The sequence below is a fragment of the Streptomyces sp. NPDC006872 genome, from assembly GCF_040635845.1.
GTDB lineage: Bacteria > Actinomycetota > Actinomycetes > Streptomycetales > Streptomycetaceae > Streptomyces.
The window spans coordinates 122695-148827 of sequence record NZ_JBEYIL010000017.1; the positions used below are offsets into that span (position 1 = coordinate 122695).

The 26133-nt window shown below is 72.5% G+C and carries 25 protein-coding genes and 1 riboswitch; of the genes, 14 read left to right on the forward strand and 11 right to left on the reverse strand.

Going from position 1 to position 26133, the window contains the following annotated elements:
* Window positions 1-33 precede the first annotated feature (33 nt).
* On the reverse strand, window positions 34-990 hold the full coding sequence (rsmH, locus tag ABZ725_RS38975) for a 16S rRNA (cytosine(1402)-N(4))-methyltransferase RsmH (RefSeq protein WP_351911005.1): 957 nt from the start codon (window positions 988-990) through the stop codon (window positions 34-36).
* Between the two features lie 294 nt (window positions 991-1284).
* On the opposite strand from rsmH, the gene ABZ725_RS38980 reads away from it, so the two are divergent.
* The 4 genes from ABZ725_RS38980 to ABZ725_RS38995 all read left to right on the forward strand — a co-directional run bounded on the left by ABZ725_RS38980 (window position 1285) and on the right by ABZ725_RS38995 (window position 6989).
* Window positions 1285-1830, forward strand: coding sequence for a carbonic anhydrase (locus ABZ725_RS38980; protein ID WP_351911006.1), 546 nt, complete (start codon window positions 1285-1287; stop codon window positions 1828-1830).
* A gap of 271 nt (window positions 1831-2101) precedes the next feature.
* The gene (locus ABZ725_RS38985; RefSeq protein ID WP_358807130.1) at window positions 2102-3136 is read left to right on the forward strand and encodes a MoxR family ATPase; all 1035 of its coding nucleotides are present in this window, start codon (window positions 2102-2104) and stop codon (window positions 3134-3136) included.
* Complete coding sequence (locus ABZ725_RS38990) at window positions 3136-4518, forward strand: DUF58 domain-containing protein (RefSeq protein WP_358807131.1); 1383 nt, start codon at window positions 3136-3138, stop codon at window positions 4516-4518. Before ABZ725_RS38985 ends, ABZ725_RS38990 begins: the two co-directional genes overlap by 1 nt.
* On the forward strand, window positions 4515-6989 hold the full coding sequence (locus ABZ725_RS38995; protein ID WP_358807132.1) for a DUF3488 and transglutaminase-like domain-containing protein: 2475 nt from the start codon (window positions 4515-4517) through the stop codon (window positions 6987-6989). Before ABZ725_RS38990 ends, ABZ725_RS38995 begins: the two co-directional genes overlap by 4 nt.
* A 249-nt stretch (window positions 6990-7238) precedes the next feature.
* Here the strand turns inward: ABZ725_RS38995 and ABZ725_RS39000 are convergent, their stop codons facing one another.
* The 3 genes from ABZ725_RS39000 to ABZ725_RS39010 all read right to left on the reverse strand — a co-directional run bounded on the left by ABZ725_RS39000 (window position 7239) and on the right by ABZ725_RS39010 (window position 9499).
* Window positions 7239-7649, reverse strand: a complete 411-nt coding sequence (locus ABZ725_RS39000; protein ID WP_358807133.1) for a DUF3040 domain-containing protein — start codon at window positions 7647-7649, stop codon at window positions 7239-7241.
* A gap of 275 nt (window positions 7650-7924) precedes the next feature.
* Window positions 7925-8695: a methyltransferase gene (locus ABZ725_RS39005; protein WP_358807134.1), complete on the reverse strand. Its 771-nt coding sequence runs from the start codon at window positions 8693-8695 to the stop codon at window positions 7925-7927.
* A 225-nt stretch (window positions 8696-8920) separates the two neighbouring features.
* Complete coding sequence (locus ABZ725_RS39010) at window positions 8921-9499, reverse strand: SAV_6107 family HEPN domain-containing protein (protein WP_358807135.1); 579 nt, start codon at window positions 9497-9499, stop codon at window positions 8921-8923.
* Between the two features lie 175 nt (window positions 9500-9674).
* Between ABZ725_RS39010 and ABZ725_RS39015 the strand changes: the two genes are divergently transcribed.
* The 5 genes from ABZ725_RS39015 to ABZ725_RS39035 all read left to right on the forward strand — a co-directional run bounded on the left by ABZ725_RS39015 (window position 9675) and on the right by ABZ725_RS39035 (window position 15388).
* Entirely contained in the window at window positions 9675-10475 is an 801-nt protein-coding gene (locus ABZ725_RS39015; protein ID WP_358807136.1) for an ATP-binding cassette domain-containing protein, read from the forward strand.
* Window positions 10447-12531 carry a YhgE/Pip domain-containing protein gene (locus ABZ725_RS39020; protein ID WP_358807137.1) on the forward strand — a complete coding sequence of 695 codons (2085 nt, stop codon included), beginning with the start codon at window positions 10447-10449 and terminating at the stop codon, window positions 12529-12531. The genes ABZ725_RS39015 and ABZ725_RS39020 overlap by 29 nt, the downstream gene beginning before the upstream one ends.
* A gap of 44 nt (window positions 12532-12575) precedes the next feature.
* On the forward strand, window positions 12576-13202 hold the full coding sequence (locus ABZ725_RS39025; protein WP_358807138.1) for a TetR/AcrR family transcriptional regulator: 627 nt from the start codon (window positions 12576-12578) through the stop codon (window positions 13200-13202).
* 452 nt (window positions 13203-13654) lie between these two features.
* The gene (locus tag ABZ725_RS39030) at window positions 13655-13822 is read left to right on the forward strand and encodes a hypothetical protein (RefSeq protein ID WP_358807139.1); all 168 of its coding nucleotides are present in this window, start codon (window positions 13655-13657) and stop codon (window positions 13820-13822) included.
* A gap of 30 nt (window positions 13823-13852) precedes the next feature.
* Window positions 13853-15388, forward strand: a complete 1536-nt coding sequence (locus ABZ725_RS39035) for an NAD(P)/FAD-dependent oxidoreductase (RefSeq protein WP_358807140.1) — start codon at window positions 13853-13855, stop codon at window positions 15386-15388.
* 69 nt (window positions 15389-15457) lie between these two features.
* Here ABZ725_RS39035 and ABZ725_RS39040 read toward each other — a convergent pair whose 3' ends face one another.
* The 6 genes from ABZ725_RS39040 to ABZ725_RS39065 form a co-directional block, all read right to left on the reverse strand.
* Entirely contained in the window at window positions 15458-16498 is a 1041-nt protein-coding gene (locus ABZ725_RS39040) for a hypothetical protein (protein WP_358807141.1), read from the reverse strand.
* Window positions 16499-16554: 56 nt separating this feature from the next.
* Window positions 16555-17478, reverse strand: coding sequence for a methylenetetrahydrofolate reductase [NAD(P)H] (gene metF, locus ABZ725_RS39045; RefSeq protein ID WP_351912494.1), 924 nt, complete (start codon window positions 17476-17478; stop codon window positions 16555-16557).
* Window positions 17479-17591: 113 nt separating this feature from the next.
* Window positions 17592-18239 (reverse strand): thiamine phosphate synthase, encoded by a 648-nt coding sequence (thiE, locus tag ABZ725_RS39050; RefSeq protein WP_358807142.1) that lies wholly within the window; start codon window positions 18237-18239, stop codon window positions 17592-17594.
* Between the two features lie 100 nt (window positions 18240-18339).
* Window positions 18340-18705, reverse strand: coding sequence for an Rv2175c family DNA-binding protein (locus tag ABZ725_RS39055; RefSeq protein WP_358807143.1), 366 nt, complete (start codon window positions 18703-18705; stop codon window positions 18340-18342).
* 85 nt (window positions 18706-18790) lie between these two features.
* Window positions 18791-20035, reverse strand: a complete 1245-nt coding sequence (locus ABZ725_RS39060; RefSeq protein WP_358807144.1) for an FAD-dependent oxidoreductase — start codon at window positions 20033-20035, stop codon at window positions 18791-18793.
* A gap of 46 nt (window positions 20036-20081) precedes the next feature.
* Window positions 20082-20432 (reverse strand): hypothetical protein, encoded by a 351-nt coding sequence (locus tag ABZ725_RS39065; RefSeq protein WP_358807145.1) that lies wholly within the window; start codon window positions 20430-20432, stop codon window positions 20082-20084.
* 52 nt (window positions 20433-20484) lie between these two features.
* A riboswitch (TPP riboswitch) is annotated at window positions 20485-20596 on the forward strand.
* Between ABZ725_RS39065 and thiO the strand changes: the two genes are divergently transcribed.
* The 5 genes from thiO (at window position 20594) to ABZ725_RS39090 (ending at window position 25833) form a co-directional block, all read left to right on the forward strand.
* Window positions 20594-21769, forward strand: a complete 1176-nt coding sequence (gene thiO, locus ABZ725_RS39070) for a glycine oxidase ThiO (RefSeq protein ID WP_358807146.1) — start codon at window positions 20594-20596, stop codon at window positions 21767-21769. (Overlaps the previous riboswitch by 3 nt.)
* Window positions 21766-21966, forward strand: coding sequence for a sulfur carrier protein ThiS (gene thiS, locus ABZ725_RS39075; protein ID WP_351912485.1), 201 nt, complete (start codon window positions 21766-21768; stop codon window positions 21964-21966). The genes thiO and thiS overlap by 4 nt, the downstream gene beginning before the upstream one ends.
* 3 nt (window positions 21967-21969) lie before the next feature.
* Window positions 21970-22764, forward strand: coding sequence for a thiazole synthase (locus tag ABZ725_RS39080; RefSeq protein ID WP_351912484.1), 795 nt, complete (start codon window positions 21970-21972; stop codon window positions 22762-22764).
* A gap of 203 nt (window positions 22765-22967) precedes the next feature.
* Window positions 22968-24920, forward strand: a complete 1953-nt coding sequence (gene pknB, locus ABZ725_RS39085; protein ID WP_358807147.1) for a Stk1 family PASTA domain-containing Ser/Thr kinase — start codon at window positions 22968-22970, stop codon at window positions 24918-24920.
* Between the two features lie 34 nt (window positions 24921-24954).
* Complete coding sequence (locus tag ABZ725_RS39090) at window positions 24955-25833, forward strand: deoxyribonuclease IV (protein ID WP_358807148.1); 879 nt, start codon at window positions 24955-24957, stop codon at window positions 25831-25833.
* A gap of 8 nt (window positions 25834-25841) precedes the next feature.
* Here ABZ725_RS39090 and ABZ725_RS39095 read toward each other — a convergent pair whose 3' ends face one another.
* A complete protein-coding gene (locus ABZ725_RS39095) occupies window positions 25842-26117 on the reverse strand; it encodes a hypothetical protein (protein ID WP_358807149.1) in 276 nt (91 codons plus the stop codon).
* Window positions 26118-26133: the final 16 nt, after the last annotated feature.

Here is a 26133-nt window from a genome sequence, read left to right on the forward strand (position 1 = left end):
CAGGTGGAATTCCGGACCCTCGGCTCACGCCCGTCATTCGATGGACTCCCTGATTCGCTCGGCCCCGCGCAGCCGCGCCGGGGCGGCGCGCCGGTTCTCGGCGACCTCTTCCTCGGTGGGAAGTTCGGCACCACGGGTGAGCAGCTTGAGTCGCGGCTGGTAACGCTCGGGGACGACCGGCAGCCCGGGCGGTGCGGTGTTGGCGGCGCCGGCCGCGAACACCTGCTTGACCAGCCGGTCTTCGAGCGAGTGATACGACAGGACGGCGATCCGCCCGCCCACGGCGATCGACTGCACCGCGGCCGGGATCGCCCGCTCCAGGACGGAGAGTTCGCCGTTGACCTCGATGCGCAGCGCCTGGAAGGTGCGCTTGGCGGGGTTGCCGCCGGTGCGCTTGGCGGCCTGCGGAAGCGCGTCCCGGATCAGCGCGACGAGCCGGGCGCTGTTGGTGAACGGCTCCTGGCCGCGCTCGCGCACGATCGCGGAGACGATCCGCTTGGCCTGCTTCTCCTCGCCGTACGCCCGCAGGATCCGGACGAGTTCACCGGGCGGGTAGGTGTTGAGGACCTCGGCGGCGCTGACGCCGGTCGTCTGGTCCATGCGCATGTCGAGCGGGGCGTCCTGGGCGTAGGCGAAGCCGCGGTCGGCCTCGTCGAGCTGCATGGAGGAGACGCCGAGGTCGAACAGCACGCCCTGCACGCGCGCGATGCCGAGCCGGTCCAGTACCTCGGGGAGCTCGTCGTAGACGGCGTGCACGAGGGTGGCGCGCTCGCCGAAGGGGGCGAGGCGCTCACCGGACAGGCGCAGGGCCTCCTTGTCCCGGTCGAGGGCGACGAGCCTGGCCTCGGGGAACTGTGTCAACAGGGCCTCGCTGTGCCCGCCGAGACCGAGCGTGCAGTCGACGACCACCGCTCCCGGTTCCTGGAGCGCGGGGGCCAACAGGTCCAGGCACCGCTGGAGCATCACCGGGACGTGTCGACTCTGGCTCAAGGGGCCCTCTCAGATCCGGCGGGAAGACGCACCGCCGGGTCCCCGCCCTCTCGTATGGGGAAGGCCTGCCGCGGCACGCGGGGAAGTTCAGTCCAGCAGGGAGATCGTCGCCTCCCGCTTCGCGTCACTTTAGTCCACGCTGTCTCGCGGTCAATCAACCGGCCTGCGCGGCGCGGCCCGGCGCGCGCGCCCCTCCCGCACCCTTGTGGCTTACCTCACAAACGGGACGTGATGACGCTCTTTTTCCCTTCTCACACCAGGACCGGAACGGCCGTGACCAGTACCGTCATGGATATGACGACTTCCGCATCCGTACCCACCGAGTCCGAGGGCGCCATACGCGGCGGCACCGTGACCGACCGCCTGGTGGAGGCGAACGCGCGGTATGCCGCCGCCTTCTCCGACCCCGGCATGGACGCCCGCCCCGTTCTGCACGTCGCGGTCGTGGCCTGCATGGACGCCCGGCTCGACCTGCACGCGGCGCTCGGCCTGGAGCTCGGCGACTGTCACACGATCCGTAACGCGGGCGGTGTGGTCACCGACGACGTGATCCGCTCGCTCACCATCAGCCAGCGCAAGCTGGGCACGCGCAGCATCGTTCTCATCCACCACACCGGCTGCGGTCTGGAGGCGATCACCGAGGACTTCCGCACCGAGCTGGAGATGGAGGTCGGCCAGCGTCCGGCCTGGGCGGTGGAGGCCTTCCGGGACGTCGACCAGGACGTCCGGCAGTCGATGCAGCGGGTGCGCACCTCGCCGTTCCTGGTGCACGCCGACGATGTGCGCGGCTTCGTGTTCGACGTGAAGACGGGCCTGCTGCGCGAGATCGACCCCGCGTAACCGCTACCGAAACCCCGCGTAACCGCTCACGGGCGGTGTCGTTCACTGTCGTTTCGCTGTTGATTTCCGCCTCCGGGATGCCCAAATGGTCATAACACCGACATATCGCGGACAGTTGTCCACAGGCGAGTGACACGAATCGGTAACGGCAGCAAGAATGCGGGTGTGACGTCGCGCTGAGCAGTTCGCGAGTGGCGTCCGTGATTCGGGGTGGGCCGGTTTGCCGCACAGAGCGACGGCCCGGAGAAAGTTTTGGGCCGAGGAGGGCCGGGTGACGACCTATGACGAGCGAGCGAGCCTCACAGATCTGACCGCCACTGTGGAGCGTGTCCGCAGTTCGGTGGAGGGAGTGATCGAGGGCAAGCCCGAGGTCGTACGGCTTTCGCTGACCGTGCTCCTCGCCGAGGGGCATCTGCTGATCGAGGACGTGCCGGGCGTCGGCAAGACGATGCTCGCCAAGGCGCTGGCGAAGTCCATCGACTGCTCGGTGCGCCGGATCCAGTTCACGCCCGACCTGTTGCCCTCGGACATCACCGGGGTGTCCATCTGGGACCAGCAGCGCCGGGAGTTCGAGTTCAAGCCGGGCGCGATCTTCTCGCAGATCGTGATCGGCGACGAGATCAACCGCGCCTCGCCGAAGACGCAGTCGGCGCTTCTGGAGTCGCTGGAGGAGGGTCAGGTCACCATCGACGGGCAGACCTACGAGCTGCCCAGCCCGTTCATGGTGGTGGCCACGCAGAACCCGGTCGAGATGGAGGGCACCTACCCGCTGCCCGAGGCCCAGCGCGACCGCTTCATGGCCCGCGTCTCCATCGGCTACCCGAGCCCCGAGGCCGAGCTGCAGATGCTCGACGTCCACGGCGGGATCAGCCCCCTGGACGACCTCCAGCCGGTCGCGCACGCACACGAGATCGTCAAGCTGATCGACGCCGTCCGCGGGGTCCACGTCGCCGAATCCGTGCGCCGCTACGCGGTCGACCTGGTCTCCGCCACGCGCACCCACCCCGATCTCAGACTCGGCGCCTCCCCGCGCGCGACGCTGCATCTGGTGCGCGCGGCGAAAGCGACGGCGGCCCTCAGCGGCCGGGACTACGCACTGCCGGACGACGTGCAGAACCTCGCCGTGGCCGTCCTGGCCCACCGGCTGCTGCCCACCGCGCAGGCCCAGCTCAACCGCCGCACGGCGGAGCAGGTCGTCGAGGAGATCATCCAGCGCACCCCGGTGCCCTCCTCCCCCCAGCAGCACGGGTACGGGCTGGGCCACGGCACGCAGGCGTACGGCCAGCAGCAGTCGCGGAGGCTGTGATGACGACCGGGGCGGCCGGACAGCCGTCCACCGCCCGGGGCGAGCCGAGCGACAAGGGCGGCGCGCGCACGGCCCTGGCCGGTCTGACCACCCGCGGCCGTTCCTTCCTGGCCGCCGGCATCGCGGCCGCCATCTGCGCCTATGTGCTCGGCCAGCCCGACCTGCTGCGGGTCGGGCTGCTGCTGGCCGCCCTGCCGCTGATCTGCGCGGCCGTCGTCTACCGCACCCGCTACCGGGTCGCCGGCAGCCGCCGGCTCGCCCCCGCGCGTGTGCCCGCCGGCAGCGAGGCCCGCGTCCATCTGCGGATGGACAACGTCTCCCGGCTGCCCACCGGCCTGCTGATGCTCCAGGACAAGGTGCCCTACGTCCTCGGCCCGCGGCCCCGCTTCGTCCTGGACCGGGTCGAGGCGGGCGGCCGCCGCGAGGTGTCCTACCGGGTCCGTTCCGACCTGCGCGGCCGCTACCCGCTGGGCCCGCTCCAGCTGCGCCTGAGCGACCCGTTCGGCATGTGCGAGCTCACCAGGGCCTTCTCCACGTTCGACACTCTGACGGTGATACCGCGCGTGGAACCGCTGCCCCCGGTCCGCCTCACCGGCGAGGCCAAGGGCTACGGCGACGGACGGCAGCGCTCGCTGGCCCTGGCCGGCGAGGACGACGTGATACCGCGCGGCTACCGCTACGGCGACGACCTGCGCCGCGTGCACTGGCGCCTCACCGCCCGCTACGGCGAGCTGATGGTGCGCCGCGAGGAGCAGCCCCAGCGCTCACGCTGCACGGTGCTCCTGGACACCCGGGCCCTGGCCTACCAGGGCGCCGGCCCGGACGCCGCCTTCGAGTGGGCGGTCTCGGGCGCTGCGTCCGTGCTGGTGCACATGCTGGAGCGGGGCTTCTCCGTACGGCTGCTGACGGACACGGGCGACTCGGTGCCGGGCGAGGGCTCCGACGGGTTCGCCGGACCGAGCCAGGAGTCGGCGGACGCGGCCGGGCTGATGATGGACACCCTCGCGGTGGTCGACCACTCCGACGGCACAGGCCTGTCCCGGTCGTACGACGTGCTGCGCGGCGGCAACGAGGGGCTGCTGGTGGCCTTCCTCGGCGATCTCGACGAGGAGCAGGCGGCGGTGGCCGCGAAGATGCGCCAGCGCAGCGGAGGCGCGGTCGCCTTCCTGCTGGACGGCGACAGCTGGGTGCGTGAACCGAACGCCGTGCCCGATCCGATGAACAGGCAGGAGGAGCGGCTGCGGATGCTGCGCGAGGCGGGCTGGACGGCCGTGAGCGTGCCGCGGGGCGCTTCGCTGAACGAGCTGTGGCGCCAGGCGGACCGCGACGGGGCGGGCATGGTGGCCGCGAGCGGGGCGAGCGGCGGGGAGGGAAGATCATGAGCGGGCGGGCTCGACTGACGCTGTGCTCCGCGGCGGCGACGCTGATGGCGTCGTGCGCCCTGCTGCCCCTGGTGGAACCGGCGACGTGGCTGCTCCAGGCGGCGTTTCTGCTGGCGATCCAGTGCGGGGTGGGCGTGGCGACCCGGCGGGTGCCGTTGGCCCGGCCGCTGACCGTGGCCGTCCAGGCCCTGGTCACGCTGGTGCTGCTGACCCTGGTCTTCGCCCGGGAGCACGCCTTCGCCGGCGTCGTACCCGGCCCGGAGGCCTTCCGCCACTTCGGCGACCTGCTCCAGACGGGCGCCGACGACGTGGGGCGGTACGCGATCCCGGCCCCGCTGTCCGACGGCATCCGGCTGATGGTGATCGGCGGGGTGCTGGTGATCGGCCTGGCCGTGGACACCCTGGCGGTGACGTACCGCAACGCCGCGCCGGCCGGCCTGCCGCTGCTGGCGCTGTACTCGGTCGCCGCGGGCCTGTCGGACGGGGCGGCCGACTGGCTGTGGTTCCTGGTCGCCGCCGCGGGCTATCTGCTGCTGCTGCTCGCCGAGGGTAGGGAGCGGCTCTCCCAGTGGGGCCGGGTCTTCGGCGGGGCCCCGCGTGGCCCGGGCGAGCAGCCCGGTCCGGTGGCCCCGGTGCGCACCGGCCGGCGCATCGGCGTGGCCGCGCTGGGCGTCGCCCTCGTGGTGCCGCTGCTGCCCCTGCCGGCGATACAGGGCGGCCTGCTGGACGGGGCGGGCGCAGGCGTGGGCGCGGGCAACGGCAGCGGGGGCACGATCTCCGCGGTGAACCCGCTGGTGTCCCTGCGCGACAGCCTGAACGTGGACGAGGACCGCACGGTCCTGACCCTGCGCACCAACACCAGCAACATCTCGGACATGTACCTGCGGATCGTGTCCCTGGACGACTTCGACGGCACCACCTGGAAGCCGTCCAAGCGCCACATCGTCGCCGTGCCGGACGACTTCCCCTCGCCCACCGGGCTGGGCGCCACCGTGAAGCGCACGGAGATCACGACCCGGATCGCGGCCGCCGAGGGGTACTCCCAGGACTGGCTGCCGATGCCGTACCCGCCCAGCGGCGTGCAGATCAACGGCAACTGGCGGTACGAGCCGGTCGGCATGACCCTGGTCGGCGACCACGGCCAGAACACCAGCGGCAAGACGTACCAGGTGACCAGCCTCGACGTGCAGCCGACGGCGGAGCAGCTGGCCTCGGCTCCCAAGCCGCCCGGCTCGATCGAGCGTGACTTCACGAAGGTCCCGGACTCCCTGCCGGCGGTGGTGGCCCAGCGGGCCGAAGAGATCACCAAGGGCGCCACGAGCGACTACGAGAAGGCGGTCAAGCTCCAGGACTACTTCGCGGTGACGGGCGGCTTCGAGTACGACACCGAGGTCGAGGTCGGCAGCGGTCCAGGCGCGATCGCCCGCTTCCTGCGGGACAAGCAGGGCTTCTGCGTGCACTTCTCCTTCGCGATGGCGGCGATGGCCCGCACGCTGGGCATACCGGCGCGGGTCGCGGTGGGCTTCGCGCCGGGTTCCCCGCAGGCGGACGGCTCGGTGGCGGTCGGCCTGAAGGACGCGCACGCCTGGCCCGAGCTGTACTTCGAGGGCGTCGGCTGGACCCGCTTCGAGCCGACCCCGACCCGTGGCACGACGCCCACCTACACGCTCCCGGAGACCTCGGGCGACGCCCTCCCCGAGCTGCCGCAGGCCACGCGCTCGGCGGACGCCGCGCCGTCGACCGAGCCCTCGGCGAGCACCAGCTGCTCGGCGGACGACAAGAAGCTCGAGGGCTGCGCGGGCGCGCTGCCGCTGGACCCGACCGAGCAGGACGGCGGCGGCGCCCCCTGGTACCAGCTCGCCGGCTGGACGCTGCTGGGCTTCGCGGCGCTCGCCGTGCCCCTGCTGCCGATGCTGTGGCGGCTGAGACGGCGTTCGGTGCGTCTGGCGTCCGCCCAGCACTCCGCGGCGGCCGGGGCGCCCCCGGGCCGGCAGGCGGACGACTCCGGCGGTCCGGCGGTGCTGCTGGACGTGCCGCCGCAGGAAGCCGGTACGGCGGCCGCCGGACATGTCCTGGCGGTGTGGCGCGAGCTCACCGACACGGCCTGGGACTACGGCATCGAGCCGGACGAGGCGCTGACCCCGCGGCGGGCGGCGGCACGGATCGTCCGGATCGGCGAGTTGGACGACACGGTGGCCCGATCGGTGCACCGGGTCGCCGGCGCCGTGGAACAGGTGCTGTACGCGCCGGAGCCCAGGGCCGAGACCGGGCTGGCCGACGAGGTCCGCGCGGTGCGGGCGGCCCTGCGGGAGAGGGTCGGCTGGCGTACGCGCGTGCGGGCCGTCGTGGCGCCGCGTTCGGCCATCCGCGCGGTCTGGGACCTCTCCGACCGCTGGACGGCCCTCAAGGCGTCCTGGACGGCCCGTCTGACCACTCTGGTACGCCGACCGTCGGGCCAGCAGAGCGGCTGAGGAGCAGAGCGGCTGAGGAGGTGCAGCCGACGCGGAACGGCCGTCCGAGAATGGCCGAAGAGCGTCGGCTGCGGGGCCCCGACGCCCGAGCGGCAAGGCCCGAGCGGCGATGCCTGGGCGGCGATGCCCGGGCGACAGCGTCTGCGCGACAACGCTCGAGGAGCGAACGCCCTCGATGAACAAACGCCTGAGGGGGCGACCACCCGGCCGGGTGGTCGCCCCCTCATCGTTGTTCGTGTGTGGGTGGTGTCAGTGGCCGCCCTGTTCGTCACGGCGGCGCTGCCAGCGCTGTTCGATCCGGTCCATCATCGAGCGCTTCTGCCGAGTCTGACCGCGGGCGGGCCGGGCGCCCGGGGCTCCGGTTCCCGCCGCGGGTTGTTCACCCGGCTTGGGAGCCTTGCGCCAGCCGGTCACTGCGAGCACCGCGCAGCCCAGCATGACGAGGAAGCCCACCACGCTCAGCCAGACCTGTTTGGCGACCATACCGGCCATGAGGAGCGCGATTCCCACGAGGAAGCCAGCGACCGCCTGGTAGACCCGCCGCCGGGTGTACGTACGCAGCCCGCTTCCCTCGAGCGCCGACGCGAACTTGGGATCTTCGGCGTACAGCGCTCGCTCCATCTGCTCGAGCATGCGCTGCTCGTGCTCCGAGAGCGGCACGGAGTCCTCCTCATCGTGCAGTCGCCGGGGCGACCCGGGGGGTCCCTTCAGGATAGGCAGGGAATCGCCCCCGTGAAACCCGCCCCTCTACGCCAATTGGCCAACCGGAGCCCGTCATGGACGTCCCGGCTGCTGAGGTGTCCATTCCCCGACAGCCGACCCGTCATGCCGGGCGGTCTCCCTCGATCATACGGCGCGCTGCGCCCGAACGGGGGGCCTGTGGCGTACTCCATCCGCAGCCAAGGCCCTGATCAGCGGTGCGCCTCGGGAGGCGCTCAGCTCCCGTCGGTCCCCTGCGTCTCCCCGAGCACATGAAGCTGGGTGGCGACGGAGTGGAAGGCGGGGAGTTCGGCGGCGGCCTCCTCCAGCTTGAGGAGGGCCTCCAGGGCGCCGGGCTCGGTGTCCACGAGGACGCCGGGGACGAGGTCGGCGAAGATCCGCACACCGTGCACGGCGCCGACCCGCAGACCCGCGCCCTCGACCAGGGCGGTGAGCTGATCGGCGGTGAAGCGGCGCGGCACGGGGTCGCCGGAGCCCCAGCGCCCGTCCGGACCGGTGAGGGCCTGCCGGGCCTCCTTGAAGTGGCCGGCGAGAGCGCGCGCGAGCACGGCTCCGCCGAGGCCGGCGGCGAGGAGGCTGAGGACGCCTTCGGAGCGCAGCGCGGCCACCGCGTTGCGGACGCCCTCGGCCGGGTCGTCGACGTACTCCAGGACGCCGTGGCACAGGACGGCGTCGTAGCCGCCGCGCTCGACGACGTCGAAGAGGCCGTGGGCATCGCCCTGGACGCCCTTCACCCGGTCGGCGACGCCGGCCTCGGCGGTGCGGCGCTCCAGGGCGAACAGCGCGTTGGGGCTGGGGTCGACGACGGTGACCCGGTGCCCGAGAAGGGCGACGGGCACGGCGAAGTTGCCGCTGCCGCCTCCGGTGTCGAGGACGTCCAGCGACTCACGGCCGGTCGCCTTGACCCGGCGTTCGAGGGCGTCCTGGAGGACCTCCCAGACCACGGCGGTACGGAGAGAGGCGCGGGGTCGCATCGGGTCCGACACGGCAGTTGACTCCTCGGCGCGGCACCGCCCCTCACGGGGCGGAGCGAACGGGCTGCCTCCCCGACCCCGACCGGCCCGGCCCGGCCGGGAAGGCGACGGGCGGGCGGGCGGAGGGAAGGCTTCAGGCGACTTCCACCCTATTGCCTCCGACGCCTTGCCCGATCCCGGCGGTACACCGGGTCGCCCGGGTCGCCCCGGCCGTCAGCCGGTGTCCGGCCGGGCACGTCAGCCCGCGTCCGGAAGGTCGCGGTTCGGCAGGTCGCGGTTCGGGTGGGAGCCGTCCGGGGCGTCCCCCTCCTGGCGGGGCTGGGGCAGGACCGGCTGGAGTACCAGCATGCGTTCGACGAGGCGGAGGAACATCGCCACGTCGCGTATCAGGTCGTCGGCGTCCCGGCGGGTGGCGGCGCCCTGGATGCCCGCTTCGGCCCGGGCGCGACGCCGGGCCCCGGAGGCGAACAGCGCGCTCCACTCGGTGAGTTCGGGCGCTATCTCGGGGAGCACTTCCCAGGCGCTCCGGATACGGGCCCGCCGACGGGGCGAGGCATCCGGGCGCCCCCGGGCGGCGAGCACGGCCGCGGCGGTGCGCAGGGCCGCGAGATGGGCCGTGGCGTAGCGCTCGTTGGGGGTTTCGAGGACGGCCGCCTCTTCCAGCCCGGCGCGGGCCTGGGCGAGCAGGTCGAGGGCGGCGGGCGGGGCCGTGGTGCGACGGAGCACGGGGTGCACATCGCTCGCCGGGCCGGTCAGTGAGGGTGCAGGGCCGGTGGCGCGGCGCCGGTTTGCGGCGGCTGCGTGGTGGGTGGCCATGACGAACCTCCTGTCGTCTGTGTGACGGCATGCCCCGATACGGGGGTGCCGTATGTGCTCATCGTGCGGTATGCCACTGACAATCCGTTCTGACCTGGCCTTTTGCTTCGATCGAAGGTTCGGGCTAGTTTTTGCACTGACCAGTCAGTTCAAAAGTTCCAACTCAGGGGGACCTGTGGACGGAGTCGGTGTGACCGCCGACGGCTTCGGGCTCCGAGGCCCTCGCGGATGGGCGTTCCGAGGCATCGGCGTCGACGCGGGGCCGGGCTCGCTGATCGCGGTCGAGGGGCCCTCCGGCTCCGGCCGGACGAGCCTGCTGCTCGCGCTCACCGGAAGGATGAAGGCCACCGAGGGGACGGCGACCGTGGGCGGAGCGCGGCTGCCCAAGCAGCTGGCGGCCGTACGTCGGGTCGGCGCGCTCGCGCACGTCGCCGGGGTGACCGACCTGGACCCGGCCCTGACCGTCGGCGAGCACCTGCGCGAACGGGCGCTGCTGCAACGGCGGTTCGGCGACTCCGTACGGGAGTTGCTGCGCCCGCGCGCGGAGCGGACGGCGCAGACGAAGCTGCGCATCGACACCGCGCTCACCGCCGCCGGACTCGACCGCGAGGCCCTGCCCAAGGGCTCGCGGACCGCCGTCCGCGACCTGGAGCGCCTCGAGGCCCTGCGGCTGTCCGTGGCGCTGGCGCTCGTCGGGCGCCCCGCACTGCTCGGCGTCGACGACGTCGACCTGAAGCTGACGCAGGCCGAGCGGGCGGAGGTCTGGGCGCTGCTCAAGTCCCTCGCCGAGGCGGGGACGACGGTCCTCGCGGTGTGCGCCGAGGCCCCCGAGAACACGGCCACGGTCGCCGTCTCCACGCGCGCGGACACGGATGCGGACGCGGATGCCGGCACGTCCACCGAGGCCCCGGAAGAGGCCGATACCGAGCACGAAGAGGAGACGGCGCATGCGCTCGCCGAGACTGGCCGCGCTTGAGCTGCGGCGCTTCGGCCGGGGCAAGCTCCCCCGGGCCGCCCTCGTCGCACTCCTGCTGCTGCCCCTGCTGTACGGCGCGCTGTACCTGTGGTCCTTCTGGGACCCGTACGGCAGGCTCGACCGCATCCCCGTGGCGCTGGTGAACGACGACCGCGGAGCGACCGCCGACGGACAGCGGATCACCGCCGGGGACGAGATCACCGAGGGCCTGCGCGACAGCGAGGTCTTCGACTGGCACGAGGTGAGCGACGCCGAGGCACGCGCGGGCGTGGAGGACGGCACGTACTACCTGTCGCTCACCATGCCGGCCGACTTCAGCAGGCGGATCGCCTCCAGTTCGGGCGACTCCCCCGAGACGAGCGCCCTTCAGGTGCGCACGAACGACGCGAACAACTACATCGTCGGGCAGATCTCGCGGACGGTCTTCAGCGAGGTGCGCACGGCCGCCTCCACGAAGGCCTCACGGTCCTTCCTGGACAAGATCTTCGTCTCGTTCTCCGACATCCACGGCGCGACCGCCGAGGCCGCCGACGGGGCCGACGACCTCGAGGACGGCGTCGGGAAGGCCGAGAAGGGCTCCAAGGACCTCGCCGACGGGCTGACCGACGCCAAGGACGGCAGCGGCAAGCTGGCGAAGGGCCTGGAGAAGCTCGACACGGGCGCCGACAGCCTTCAGGACGGCTCGCAGAGCGTCGCGGACGGCACCCAGGCGCTCGCCGACAAGGTCAACGGGTTCTCCGCCGCGGTGGGGCCCTTCCTGAAGGACAACGAGAAGAGCATCGGGGACACCGCCCAACTGGTCGCCGACTCCGCCAAGGTGATCCGCGACAACCTCGCGACCCTGGTGAAGGCGGCCCCGACCGCCGCCGAGGGCGCCCACACGGCCTCGGACACCCTCGCCGCCGTCCACAAGGCGCGCTGCGAGGAGCAGGTGCTGCCCGACCCCGCGTGCGCCGACCTGGAGAAGGCCAAGGACGCGGCCGCCGACGTGGCGAAGGTCGCCGACGACGTCAACACGCTGATCGCCGACCAGGACGGCGACCTGACGACGCTCAGCACGAACCTCGCCGCCCTCCAGACGCAGGCGCAGTCGCTCGCCGACAGCGCCCCGCATCTCTCCGAGGACCTCGCCGACGCCGTGACCAAGGTCAACGCGCTGAACACGGGCGCCGGGAAGGTCGCCAAGGGCGCCAAGAAGCTGAACACCGGGCTCGGCACGGCCAAGACGGGTTCCGTCGACCTGGACGAGGGCGTCGGCAAGCTGGAGACGGGCGCCGAGGACCTCAACGGCGGCATGTTCAAGCTCTCCGACGGCTCCGGCAAGCTCGCCGACGGTCTGCACGACGGCGTCGAGCAGATCCCCGACTACGACGAGCAGCAGCGCGACGCACGCACCGCGGTCATGGCCGACCCCGTGCGGCTCGCCTCCCAGGACCTGCACAAGGCGCCCAACTACGGCACCGGCTTCGCCCCGTACTTCATCCCGCTGTCGCTGTGGGTGGGCGCGATGGTGGCGTACATGCTGATCGCGCCGATGAACCGGCGCGCGCTCGCCACGGGCGGCTCGGCGTGGCGGATCGCGCTGGCGGGCTGGCTGCCGGTGGTCGCGATCGGGCTGCTGCAGACGACGGCTCTGATGGCCGTGCTGCACTGGGCGATCGGCCTTCAGCCGGCGCGGGCGGCCGGCACGGTGGGCTTCCTGTTCCTGGTGACGGCGTGCTTCGCGGCCCTCGTGCAGTGGCTCAACGCGCGCTTCGGAGCGGCGGGGCGGATTCTCGTCCTCGCGCTGCTGATGCTGCAGTTGACGTCCGCGGGCGGCACCTATCCCGTGCAGACCAGCCCGGACTTCTTCAACGCGATCCACCCCTACCTGCCGATGAGTTACGTGGTCGAGGCGCTCCGCAGGCTCATCACCGGCGGCGGCCTGGGACCGGTGTGGCACGCGTGCGTGGTGCTCGTCGCGTTCACCGCGGGCGCGCTCGCGCTGACCGCCCTGTCGGCGCGCCGCCGCCAGGTGTGGACGCTGGACCGGCTGCACCCGGAACTGAGCCTGTGAAGATCGGGCGCCCCGGGGGCCGGGTTCCTGTGACAATCAGGACCATGGAAAGCAGCACCACCCCGGGCGGCCGCACCCGCCGCGAGGCCACCCGGCAGAAGCTCTACGAAGCCGCCGTCACACTCATCGCCGAACAGGGCTTCTCCGCGACCACGGTGGACGAGATCGCCGAACGGGCCGGCGTCGCGAAGGGCACGGTCTACTACAACTTCGCGAGCAAGTCGGTCCTCTTCGAGGAGTTGCTGAGGCACGGCGTGGGCCTCCTCACCGCCTCGCTGCGGGAGGCGGCCGAGCGCACGGCACGGGAGGGCGGCGACAAGGTCGACGCGCTGGACGCGATGATCCGCGCGGGCCTCGTCTTCATCGACCGCTACCCGTCCTTCACCCAGCTCTACGTGGCCGAGCTGTGGCGTACCAACCGGGCCTGGCAGTCCACGCTCATGGTGGTCCGGCAGCAGGCGGTGGCCGTCGTCGAGACGGTGCTGCGCGAGGGCGTCGAGAACGGCGAGTTCAGCGACGAGCTCGACGTGCCGCTGACCGCGGCGGCGCTGGTCGGCATGGTCCTGGTGGCCGCTCTGGACTGGCAGGCCTTCCAGCCGGAACGGTCCCTGGACGACGTCCACTCGGCGCTGTCGCGGCTGCTGCAGGGGCGGGTGAGCGGTCGCCGTTAGGGAAGCCGCCCCGTCAGGCGGGTCGCCGTGACGAGCGTCCACGCGCGTGCACATGAACACGAAAGCGCCGGTCCGTGGTGGCCACGTCCCCCGTGGGCCGCCTCGAACCGGCGCTTCCTCGTGCTCCCCCGTTCCCCTGTCCCCCCGTTGTTCCCCCGTTCGGTCGTTCCCCCGGGGTACCCCCCGTGCCTCGCTCCCGCCGAACTGGTCGGCGGAAGGAGCGGATCGAGGGCCGCTCCGTTCCGGCGCCCCGTGTCGCCGGTACCGGAGCCGCGCCCCTTTCCGTGCCTCTACTCTCCCGTTCGCGCAGGTCGGTCCCCATCCGCGCGCGTACTCAACTCACCCCCTAGGTACGTGTACTCAGGGCTGCGCACTCATCCTCAGGACGCTGCGCGGCCGACTGGTGACGATCGCGTCCGTGTCCGTACTCCCCTTGGCCGGGGGTCTGGGGGATGTCCCCCAGAAGACACAGCACCAGCGGCTGGGCCGGCGGCATCAACGCCTACGCGGTGGTGCTGCTCCTCGGCGTCTTCGGCGCGGCCGGCCTGAGCGACGACGTCCCGGGGACGTTGCAGCGTGGCCCGGCACCCCTGGCCGCCCCCACCGGGCTGACGGCGTGACTGTCGGTGGCGGCCGATAAAGTCGCAGGCATGGCAGGGATTGCAGTGATCGGCGCCGGGATGGGCGCGCTGACGGCGGCCGCCCGGCTGGCCGTGGCGGGCCACCGGGTGACGGTCTACGAGCGCACGGGGACGTACGGCGGAGCGGTGCGCCGCTTCGAGCGCGAGGGATTCGGCTTCGACACCGGTCCCGGGCTGCTCCCCCTCCCCGCCGTCTACCGTGACCTGTTCGTCAAGACGGGCAAGGAGCCGCTGGAGGCCTGTGTCGAGCTGGTCCAGGTCGACCCGTCCGCCCGGCACCTGTTCGCGGACGGCACCGAGGTGTCGCTGCCGAACGCCTCGCGCGCGGGCGTCGTCTCGGCTCTGGACGAAGCACTCGGGGCGCAGGCCGGACAGCGTTGGGGCGACTTCCTGGTCCGGGCCCGCGAGGCCTGGGACCGCACGCGTCGCCCGCTCCTGGAGGAGCCGCTGTGGCCGAACTGGTCGGTGCTGGCCGACAACGAGCCCTACCCTGCGGTCCCCCACAAGCGCCTGCTGCGCACCCGCCGGGCGGGCACCCTCGCCGAGGTCGGCGCCTGGGAGCTGCGCGATCCGCGGCTCGCCGCGCTGCTGGAGGGCCACGCGCTCGCGTACGGCCTCGATCCCCGGGTCACCCCGGCGAGCGCGGCCGTCCTGCCGTACCTGGAGCACGCGTTCGGCACCTGGTACGTGCGAGGCGGGATGCGGGAGCTGGCCCGCGCGGTGTACGAGCGGTGCCTGGCCCGCCGGGTCGAGTTCGTCTTCGACGCCGAGGTCGCTCGGATCCTGGAGAAGGACGGCCGGGCGGCGGGCGTGGAACTGGCGGGGGGCACGCTGGCGGAGGCGGACTTCGTGGTCGCCCCCGGCAGCGTCTCCGCTGGTCCCGGCGGCGTCGCCCATGGTCCCGGCAGTGTCGCCGGTGGTCCCGGGAGCATCGCCGGTGGTCCCGGCCGCGGTGAGGGCGAGATCGCGCCCCAGCAGGGCCTGCCGAGTCGGCTGACCGTGCTGCTGGCGCTGCGCGGCGCCCGGCCGGAGGGCGCCGCACACCGCACGGTGGTGCACACGGCGGACCGCGAGGCCGAGTTGGAGAGCCTCTTCGGTACGACGCCGTCCGTGCCCGCGCAGCCGACGGTCACGGTTCTGCGGCCCGACGACGCGCGACTGGCGCCGGACGGCGACCACGAGTCGGTCACGCTCTCTGCCGTGGTCCCAGCCGGTGCGGCGATCCGCGACGAGCACGTGGAAGCGCTGCTCGCCGCCGCCGAGCGGGCCGTTCCCGGCCTGCGGGACCGCGTCCTGTGGCGCGAGGTGCGCACTCCCGCCGACGTCGAGCGGGAGACCGGCGCGGCGGGCGGGGCCGTACCCGCGCCGGCGCTCGCGGCGGCCGGGGGGCGGCTGCTGCATCCCGCCAACTCCACGGGACTGCAGGGCCTGTTCACCGTCGGCGGCTGGTCGCACCCGGGCGGCGGACTCCCGCATGCGGGCATGTCGGGCGCGCTGGTGTCCGGCCTGATCGTGGAGGGCCCGGAGTTCCGGGGCTCGCAGTGAGCCCCCGGTGCTCATGGTGAGCTCACGGCAAGCCGGCCCGGCGGGCAGGCTCCTAAGAGAACGCGGCCGTCAGAACCGATACTGCTCGTCGTAGCCGTTGCCCTGGCCCTGCCCCGGCTGCTGTCCGTCGCCCTGGTACGGGTACTGCTGCTGCTCGGGCGGGAATTCGCCGCCGAGCGGGTCGTCGGTGTTGCGCTGCTGCGGGACCCAGACGCCGCCGGCCGGGGTCTCCCCGTAACCGCCGTTGCCGTACTGGTCCTGGCCGTAGCCCTGCTGCCCGTACTGCTGCTGGCCGTAGCCGGCGTCGTAGGAGCCGCCGCCGTAGGTCTGGGTGCCGATGTACGGGTCGGAGTAGGCGGCGTACTGCTGCTCACCCGTGGCGTCATAGCCGTACTGCTGCTGGTGGTACCCGGAGTAGGTGTTGTCGTACCCGTAGTTCTGGTCCGCGCCCTGCGCGGCCGTCGCGTACTGGTCCTGGGGCTGGCCCTGCGGCTGCCCCTGGCCGGTTGCGGCCGCGTACGCGGCGTCGCTGTATATGCCGTAGGAGCCGGTGTCGTCGGGCAGCGGCTGCGGCTCGTAGACGGAGGTGGTCTCGGCGGCCGTGGGGTCGACGCCCCGGGCGGCGGGCGTGAAGACGTCGTCGCGGTCGTAGTCGTCGTCGCCGTAGGCGCGCTTGTCCTGACCGAACGCCACGTCGTCGGTGCCGTAGGGCGCTGCCGCGTCGAATCCGGCCTCGGCCGTCTGCAGGTCGGAGACCTCGAGGGTCGGGTCCTGGCGCTCGGCCTTGCCACGGCGGCGCTTGGGGAGGAAGCCGCGGGCGCCCTCCGTGTCCGCGCCCTCGCCCTCCTCCGCGTCTCCGCGCCGGAAGGCCCAGCCTTCGGCGAAGCCGCGACGGAACGACAGCGTGACGTAGGTCTGGCCGACCGCGAAGGCGATCGCGCCCAGCGCGATGACGACGACCGATGGGATCAGGACACCGAGGACGACGCCGAGGAACCCGACGAAGGCCAGCAGTCGCCAGCGCAGTCGCGCCTTGTACTGCAGCAGCACCTCGCCCAGCAGCCACAGCGCGACGATGCCGAACGCGATGTAGAGGACCGTCCAGCCCATGTACGCCCCTCTCCCAGTGGCCGCTACGCAGTGTGTCGTATGTGAGTGCGACCGGTCTATGCCTGCGGCGGGTGGTGCAGACCCAGGTTCTCGTAGATTTCCAGCGTCGCCGTGGAGTTGTTGAGCGTGATGAAGTGCAGTCCGGGCACTCCCTCGGCCAGCAGCCGTGCGCAGAACTCCGTGGCGAAGTCGATGCCAATGGAGCGTACAGCGGCCGGATCGTCTTTGGCTGTGAGGATCCGCTCTTTCAGAGCGGCCGGGAAGTGGGCGTTGCTGAGCCTGGGCAGGCTTTCCAACATCTTCACACTCGTCACCGGCAGGACCTCGGGGATGACCGGAGTCACACAACCCGCTGCCTCGACCCGGTCGCGCAGGCGCAGATAGGACTCGGGCTCGAAGAACATCTGCGTGATGGCGTAGTCGGCGCCGGCCCGGCACTTGTCGACGAAGTGCGCGACGTCCGCGTCCCAGTCGTCGGAGCGCGGGTGCATCTCGGGGAAGGCGGCGACGCCCACGCAGAAGTCGCCCGACTCCTTGATGAGCCGGACGAGTTCGGCGGCGTACGTCAGGCCCTGCGGGTGCGGCACCCATGCGCCCATGGGGTCGCCGGGCGGGTCGCCGCGCACCGCGAGCATGTTGCGGATCCCGGCGTCGGCGTACTGGCCGATGATGTTGCGGAGTTCGGCGATGGAGTGGTCCACGGCGGTGAGGTGCGCGACCGGCGTCAGGGTGGTGTCGACGACGATCTGCTGGGTCTCCTTGACCGTGGTCGCCCGGGTGGAGCCGCCGGCGCCGTACGTCACCGACACGAAGTCGGGTGCGACCGCCTCGACCCTGCGCAGCGCGTTCCACAGGCTTCGCTCACCCTTGGGCGTCTTCGGCGCGTAGAACTCGAACGAGTACGTCTTCTTGCCGGTCGCCAGGATGTCGCGCACGGTGCGCGCGCGGTCCGTCCTGGTGGATGCGGTTCCTAGGGCCATACCCGCAGGTTAGCCAGGGGCTGGCGGTCCCCCAACCGAATGCCGGAAATTTGCCCGAATTGTCGACTTGTTGTCCACCCCTTGGACGCGCGGCCGGGGCCGGCCCGGCCGGGCTACGCCTCGCTCAGCCGCTTCGCGAACTCCGCCGCCGCGGCGCCGGGATCGTCCGCCTCCGTGATCGCCCGGACGACGACGACCCGGCGGGCGCCCGCCGCCAGCACCTCGTCGAGGTTGCCGAGGTCGATGCCGCCGATCGCGAACCAGGGGCGGTCGGCGCCGAGGGCGGCCGTGTGCCGCACCAGGTCGAGGCCGGGCGCATGCCGGCCGGGCTTGGTGGGGGTGGGCCAGCACGGTCCGGTGCAGAAGTAGTCCACGCCCTCCTGGCCGGCGGCGGCCTCCGCCTCCGCCGCGGCGTGCGTGGAGCGGCCTATGAGGACGTCGGCGCCGAGGATCGCGCGGGCCGCGGGGACCGGCAGGTCGCCCTGGCCCAGATGGAGGACGTCGGCCCCGACGGCGTGGGCGACGTCCGCGCGGTCGTTGACCGCGAGCAGCTTGCCGTGCCGGGCGCAGGCGTCGGCGAACACCCTGAGATGCTCCAGTTCCGCCGCCGCCTCCATGCCCTTGTCCCGCAGTTGGACGATGTCGACGCCGCCCGCGAGGACCGCGTCCAGGAACTCCGGGAGGTCGCCCTGGCGGGTGCGGGCGTCCGTGCAGAGGTACAGTCGGGCGTCGCCGAGCCGGGCGCGGGCGGTGTCAGGCATACGAAAGTCCCCCCAGGGTGGTGGTGTACGAGGGCCGGCGGCCCCCGTACACCGGGTCATTCGGTTCGAATCCGCAGGTCGGACGCCAGGCGTCGCCGGGTCAGACGGCGAGCGCCTGGGCGCGGCGCTTCACCTCCGTGCCGCGGTTCTCACTCAGGGCCTGCGCCGGGGTGCCGGGGAGGGTCGGGTCGGAGGTGAAGAGCCACTCCAGGATCTCTTCGTCCGTGAAGCCGTCGTCCCGCAGCAGGGTCAGGGTCCCGGACAGGCCCTTCACCACCTTGTCCCCGTCGATGAAAGCGGCGGGGACGTGCAGTGCGCGGTTCTCGCCACGGCGTACGGCGATGAGCTGGCCGTCCCTGACCAGCTGCCGGACGCGCGTCACCTCGACATCGAGCATTTCTGCGATGTCGGGCAGGGTGAGCCAGGCGGGGACGAGAACATCGGTCTTTGCGTCAATCTCGGTCACGGGAACAAGCCTGCCATCTGCCACCGACAGTCGGAAGTCGGGCCGGTCCGACCGGGGGCGTTCGGGCCAGGGCGGACCGGGGCGTTCAGGCCGGGGCCGTCGCCGTCTTCAGCGGTCTGGCCGGGTCGGCGAGGAGCAGCGGGTCCATGGGCGTGCCCGCCTCGATCAGCCGCCTGCCCTGGGCCAGGTCGCGCGGGCGCCCCACGGCCAGCAGGGCGACCAGACGGTCCTCGCGCAGCCAGCAGACCGTCCAGGCCGGTCCGGACGGGTCGCCGCGCCACAGGGTGCGGTCGGCGTCGGCGTGGTGCCCGGCGTACTGGACGAAACGGCCGAACTGCTCGGACCAGAAGTACGGGACGGGGTCGTAGACGGCCAAGGGCTCGTCGGTGCTCGCGCCGACGATGTTCGCCGCGACCGTGCGCGGCCCCTGGAGGGCGTTGTCCCAGTGGTGGACGAGAAGGCGCTCGCCGTACCTTCCCGAAGGGAAGGAGGCGCAGTCGCCGACCGCGTACACGTCCGGCACGGAGGTGCGCAGACTTGCGTCGGCCACGACCTCGCGGTGCGCGCCCAGCTCGACGCCGGAGCCGGCCAGCCAGGCGGTGGCGGGGCGGGCGCCGATGCCGACCACGACGGCGCCGGCGGGCAGCCGCGAGCCGTCGTCGAGGACGACCGCGCCGGGCTCGACGCGCGCCACGCGCGCGTGGGTGCGCAGAACGGCGCCGCTGTCGGCGTACCAGTCGGCCATCGGGGCGGCGACCTCGGCGGGCAGGGCCCCGGCCAGCGGCCGGTCGGCGGCCTCGACGACGGTGACCGCGCAGCCGGCCTCGCGCGCGGCCGTGGCGAACTCCGCGCCGATCCAGCCGGCGCCGACGACCACGACGTCGTGCTGTCGGGCGAGCACGGGCCGTAGCCGTTCGGCGTCGTCCAGGGTGCGCAGCAGGTGCACCCCGGGCACGCCCTCGGCGCCGGGCAGCCGGATCGGCTGGGCGCCGGTGGCGAGCACGAGGACGTCGTACGGGACCGGGCCGCGCTCGGCGTCCAGCTCGTGGTCGGCGGGGCGCAGGCCGAGGACCTCGCGGCCGAGCTCCAGTTCGATGCCGAGGCCCTCGAAGTCGACGTCGAAGGCGGAGCCCTCGGACGTGCCGAGCAGGACGGCCTTGGACAGCGGGGGCCGGTCGTAGGGCTGGTGGGGTTCCGCTCCGACGAGTTTCACCGTGCCGTCGAAGCCCTGGTCGCGCAGGGCGACCGCGGTCTGCACGCCGGCCATGCCCGCGCCGACGACGACCACGCGCCGCGCCGTGGGCCTGCCTTCCTGGGTCTGCTCGCTCACCTGATCACCATAGTCGGATCACCCTAGCCAGCTGACGCCCCGTCAGTCAGCCGTCCTGCGCTGTGACCTGCTCCACGACGCTCGTGCCGCTGCCCTCCTGCGACTCCCACTCCCAGGTCTCGTCGAGGCGCACCCGGCCGTCGGGCAGCTCCACGACGGTCGACGCGCAGTGACCCGAGGACGTCGTCCCGTCGTACTTGAGCTGTACGTAGCGGAAGTCGAGCCGGTCTCCCTCCCGAGTACCCACCAAATGCCCCCGTACGACGTCGCCGCCCGCGTACTCGGCCCAGATCACGCCGTCCTTCTCGTGGTACGTGAAGCGGGTGCGGGTGCCGACCTGCCCGGGGGCCTGGTCGGCGACCGGGGCGAGGACCAGGCCGTCGAGTGACCGTGCCATGGGCGCAGGCTCCCTTACTGAGGTGTGCGGGGTCGGGCTAGGGTGGCCAACGTAGAGCACTCGCGGGAGCCCGGACGCACCGGGCTGAGAGGGAGGCTGGCGGCCTCCGACCGTACGAACCTGATCCGGGTCATGCCGGCGAAGGGAGGGGCTGGACGCCCATGTCGTCTCCACTGTCACCGTCGTCTCCACGTACGTCGGACGTCCTCGTCATCGGGGGCGGGATCATCGGGCTTGTCACGGCCTGGCGGGCCGCGCAGCGCGGCTTCGCCACGGCGGTGGTGGACCCGGAGCCGGGCGGCGGGGCCGCCCGGGTGGCCGCCGGAATGCTGGCCGCCGTCACCGAACTGCACCACGGCGAGCAGACCCTGCTCGGCCTCAACCTCGCCTCGGCCCGCCGCTATCCGGACTTCGTGGCCGAGCTGAGCGAGCTGACCGGACACGACCTCGGCTACCGGCGCTGCGGCACGCTCGCGGTCGCGCTGGACGCCGACGACCGTGCCCACCTGCGTGAACTGCACGCCCTGCAGCGGCAGTCGGGGCTGGAGTCGGAGTGGCTGTCCGGGCGGGAGTGCCGGCGCCTGGAGCCGCTGCTCGCGCCCGGCGTACGCGGCGGGCTGCGGGTGGACGGCGATCACCAGATCGATCCGCGGCGGCTGGCCGGGGCGCTGCTGGCCGGGTGCGAGCGGGCGGGCGTGGTCTTCCACCGCGCCTGGGCCGAGCGGCTGTCCGTCGTGGACGGGCGGGCCGTGGGGATCGTCGCACGGGACGGTACGACGCTGGGGGCGGGGCAGGTGGTGCTCGCCGGGGGCAGCCTGAGCGGGCGGCTCAGCGGGGTTCCGAAGGACGTCCTGCCTCCCGTACGGCCCGTGAAGGGGCAGGTGCTGCGGCTGACCGTGCCGCGGCCGTACGCGCCGTTCCTGAGCCGGACCGTGCGGGCCGTGGTGCGCGGCAGCCAGGTCTACCTGGTGCCGCGGGAGAACGGCGAGCTGGTCGTGGGCGCGACCAGCGAGGAGCTGGGCTGGGACACGACGGTGACGGCGGGCGGCGTGTACGAGCTGCTGCGCGACGCCCATGAGCTGGTCCCGGGGATCACCGAGCTGCCGCTCACGGAGACCCGCGCGGGGCTGCGGCCCGGGTCCCCGGACAACGCGCCGCTGCTCGGGCCGACGGAGCTGGAGGGGCTGCTGCTGGCCACCGGGCACTATCGCAACGGCGTGCTGCTGACGCCGGTGACCGGTGACGCGATGGCGCATGCCCTGGCCACCGGGGAGCTCCCGGACGAGGCCCGTCCCTTCACGCCCAGGCGTTTCGCGCTCCAGGAGCAGCCCGCATGAACATCTCGGTCAACGGAGAGCGCCGGGAGTTCGCTCCCGGCACGGCTCTCGACAGCGTCGTACGCGCGCTGACCCCGGCCCCCTCGGGAGTGGCCGCCGCCCTGAACGAAACCGTCGTCCCGCGCGCGCAGTGGCCGTCGACGTCCCTCTCCGAGGGGGACCGTGTCGAGGTCCTCACCGCCGTCCAAGGAGGCTGAACCATGGCCGACGATCCCTTCGTCCTCGCAGGCACGTCCTTCTCGTCCCGGCTGATCATGGGCACGGGGGGTGCGCCCAGCCTGGAGGTGCTGGAGCGGGCGCTGGTGGCGTCCGGGACCGAGCTGACGACGGTCGCGATGCGCCGCGTCGACCCTTCGGTGCGGGGTTCCGTGCTGTCGGTGCTGGAGCGGCTGGGCATCCGGGTGCTGCCGAACACGGCGGGGTGTTTCACCGCCGGGGAGGCCGTGCTGACGGCTCGGCTGGCACGGGAGGCGCTGGGGACGTCCCTGGTCAAGCTGGAGGTCATCGCCGACGAGCGGACGCTGCTGCCGGATCCGATCGAGTTGCTGGACGCGGCGGAGACGCTGGTGGACGACGGGTTCACGGTGCTGCCGTACACGAACGACGATCCGGTGCTGGCCCGGAAGCTGGAGGACGTGGGGTGCGCCGCGGTGATGCCGCTGGGTTCGCCGATCGGCTCCGGCCTGGGCATCCGCAACCCGCACAACTTTCAGCTGATCGTGGAGCACGCGCGGGTGCCGGTGATTCTCGACGCGGGGGCCGGTACGGCTTCGGATGTGGCGTTGGCGATGGAGTTGGGGTGTGCGGGGGTGATGCTGGCGTCGGCGGTGACGCGGTCCCCGGACCCTGAGCGGATGGCGTCCGCCATGCGGGCCGGGGTCGAGGCGGGCAGGTCGGCCCGCCTCGCCGGGCGGATCCCCCGCCGCTACTTCGCGGAGGCGTCCTCTCCTGCGGAGGGCCTCGCGGCGCTGGACCCCGAGCGACCTGCCTTCTGACCGCCGGTCCACCTCCGAAAAACATCGCCCACCCACGCACCACCCGTTGCAGTCGGCCCAGAAGTGGGCCTCGCCCGTGGGGGCCGTGCACCGTTGGCGGCCAACCCGCCGGTCCACCACTCGCGTCACAGGTCGGCTGCAGTCGGGGGTCGATCGTGGTGGAGGTGGGGGTGGTGTCAGTGGCTGCTCGTAGACTCGCCTGCGTGGACACGACCCTTCAGGACCCTCTGGTCGGGCAGGTGCTCGACGGCCGCTATCGCGTCGAGGCGCGGATCGCGGTCGGCGGGATGGCCACGGTCTACCGGGCCGTGGACACCCGCCTCGACCGCGTGCTCGCGCTCAAGGTGATGCACCCGGCGCTCGCCGCCGACGGGGCGTTCGTCGATCGGTTCATCCGGGAGGCGAAGTCCGTGGCCCGCCTCGCCCACCCGAATGTCGTCCAGGTGTTCGATCAGGGTGCCGACGCGTCGTACGTCTATCTCGCCATGGAGTACATCGCCGGGTGCACCCTGCGTGACGTGCTGCGTGAGCGCGGGGCGCTGCAGCCGCGGGCCGCGCTCGACATCCTGGAGCCGGTGCTCGCCGCGCTGGGAGCCGCGCACCGCGCCGGGTTCGTGCACCGGGACATGAAGCCCGAGAACGTGTTGATAGGGGATGACGGGCGGGTCAAGGTCGCCGACTTCGGGCTCGTACGGTCCGTGGACACCGTGACCAGCACCACCGGGGCCGTGCTCGGCACCGTCGCCTATCTCGCTCCCGAGCAGATCGAGCAGCCCGGCGCCGCCGATCCCCGGGTCGACGTGTACGCGTGCGGGGTCGTGCTCTACGAGATGCTCACCGGTGAGAAGCCGCACGACGGCGACTCCCCCGCGATCGTGCTCTACAAGCACCTCCACGAGGACGTTCCGCCGCCGTCGGCCGCCGTCCCCGGTCTGCCGTTCGAGCTGGACGAGCTGGTGGCCACCGCCACCGCCCGCACCCCCGGAGTCCGGCCGCACGACGCCGTCGCGCTGCTCGGGCAGGTGCGGGAGGCGCGCGCCCCGCTCAGCGAGGCGCAGCTGGACGCGCTGCCGCCGCAGGCCGTCTCCGCCGGGCACGACATCGCCGAGGACCGCACCAGCGTCATCCCGCGCTCGCTGACCGTGCCGCGCCCGCTGCCCGTCAACGAGGACGACCCCCTCGACCCGGCGCACGGCGACGGCTCGGTCGACCGGACCTCCCGGTTCCAGAGCCCGCCGCCGCTGCCGCCGCGGCGGCGCGCCGTGCGCCCGCCCCGGCGCGGGGTGCTCGCGCTCATCACCGTCGTCCTGCTGGTGTTCGGCGTGGGCGCGGGCGTCTGGTACATCAACTCCGGCCAGTTCACCAAGGTCCCCGCGGTGCTGACGCAGAAGGAGGCGGACGCCAGGAAGCGGCTGGAGGCGGCCGGGCTCGAGGTCGGCAAGGTCCAGCACCGGTACAGCGACACCGCGAAGCGCGGCACTGTCATGGAGACGGACCCCGAGCCGGGCGCCAGGATCCGCAAGAACGACTCGGTGACGCTCACCGTCTCCGACGGCCCCGAGATCGTGAAGGTGCCTGATGTGACGGGCTCCCGGCTGGACAAGGCCGAGGAGCTGCTGAAGACGGACGGCCTGGAGCCGGGCCTGGTCACCAAGGCGTTCAGCGACGACGTCATCAAGGGCTTCGTGATCAGCACCGACCCCAAGGCGGGCACCCAGCGGCGCGCGGGCACCGCGGTCGCGATCACTGTCAGCAAGGGCAGCCCGATCGACGTCCCGGACGTCACCGGGGAGACCCTGGCCGACGCCAGGGCGGAGCTGCAGGAGGCCGGCCTGAAGGTGAAGGTCGCCGCCGCTGCGGTGAACTCCGAGTTCGACAAGGGTCAGGTCGCGGCGCAGACCCCGGAGGCCGACAGCGAGGCCACCGACGGCGACACGGTGACGCTGACGCTGTCCAAGGGGCCGGTGCTGGTCGAGGTCCCGGACGTGGTCGGTGCGAGCGTCGACGACGCCACCTCGCTCCTGGAGCAGTCCGGGTTCGAGGTCAAGGAGGACCGTGGGCTGCTCGGGCTCTTCGGCGACAGCGTCAAGAAGCAGTCCGTGGAGGCCGGCGAGATGGCGCCCAAGGGGTCGACGATCACCATCACCATCCGGTGACCGGCGGGGCGGCCGGGCATGACACCCTGACCGGGTGAGTCCTCGATCCCCCTTCCCCTCCCGCAACCCCGTCGGCGGTCATGTCCCCGTGGCCGGCGGACTGCACGACGTGGGCATGTCGTACGCGCATGACCTCAAGGCCGAGACGGTCCAGGTGTTCGTCGCCAACCCGCGCGGCTGGGCGACGCCCGTCGGCAACCCGCGGCAGGACGAGGCGTTCCGCGAGGCGTGCGCGGCGGAGTCGGTCCCGGCGTATGTGCATGCGCCCTACCTGATCAACTTCGGCTCGCACACCGAGGCGACGGCCGAGAAGTCGGTGGAGTCGATGCGGCACTCGCTGCGCCGTGGGCGGGAGATCGGCGCGCTGGGCGTGGTCGTCCACACCGGGAGCGCGACGGGCGGGCGGGACCGGTCGGTGGCGCTGAAGCAGGTGCGCGAGTATCTGTTGCCGCTGCTGGACGAGCTGACCCACGACGACGACCCGTTCCTGCTGCTGGAGTCGACGGCCGGGCAGGGCGCCTCGCTCTGCTCCCGGACCTGGGACTTCGGACCGTACTTCGAGGCGCTGGACGCCCATCCCAAGCTCGGCGTCTGCCTCGACACCTGTCATATCTTCGCGGCCGGGCACGATCTGACCGGCCCGGCCGGGATGCACCAGACCCTCGATCTGCTGGTGGACACGGTCGGCGAGGGCCGGCTGAAACTGATCCACGCCAACGACTCCAAGGACGTGGTCGGCGCCCACAAGGACCGGCACGAGAACATCGGCGCCGGTCACATCGGCGAGGACCCGTTCCGCGCGCTGATGACCCACCCCGCGACCGAGGGCGTACCGCTGATCATCGAGACGCCCGGCGGCAAGGAGGGACACGCGGCGGACGTGGAACGGCTGAAGAAGCTCCGCGACGGCTGAGGCGTCTGTCAGTCCTCGTTCTCGACGAGCACGTGCGAGGTGTCGACCACATGGACCACGAGCACGATGAGCAGGCCGTCGCTGATGATGTACTCGATCGCCAGGGTGCGGGTCAACGCGACCGAGCGGGTGTTCTCGTCGTCTGAGATCGCCGCGGAGATTTTGGTGCGCGGGTCCCCGGCCAGTATGGCGAGGCCACGCCGAAGCCCCTGAAGGCTGTCCTCGGAGAGGGTGTCGCGCACGTGGGCAGCTGACTCCGAGAAGATCACGTTGAAGACGGCCATGAATGGCTCCCTGCAC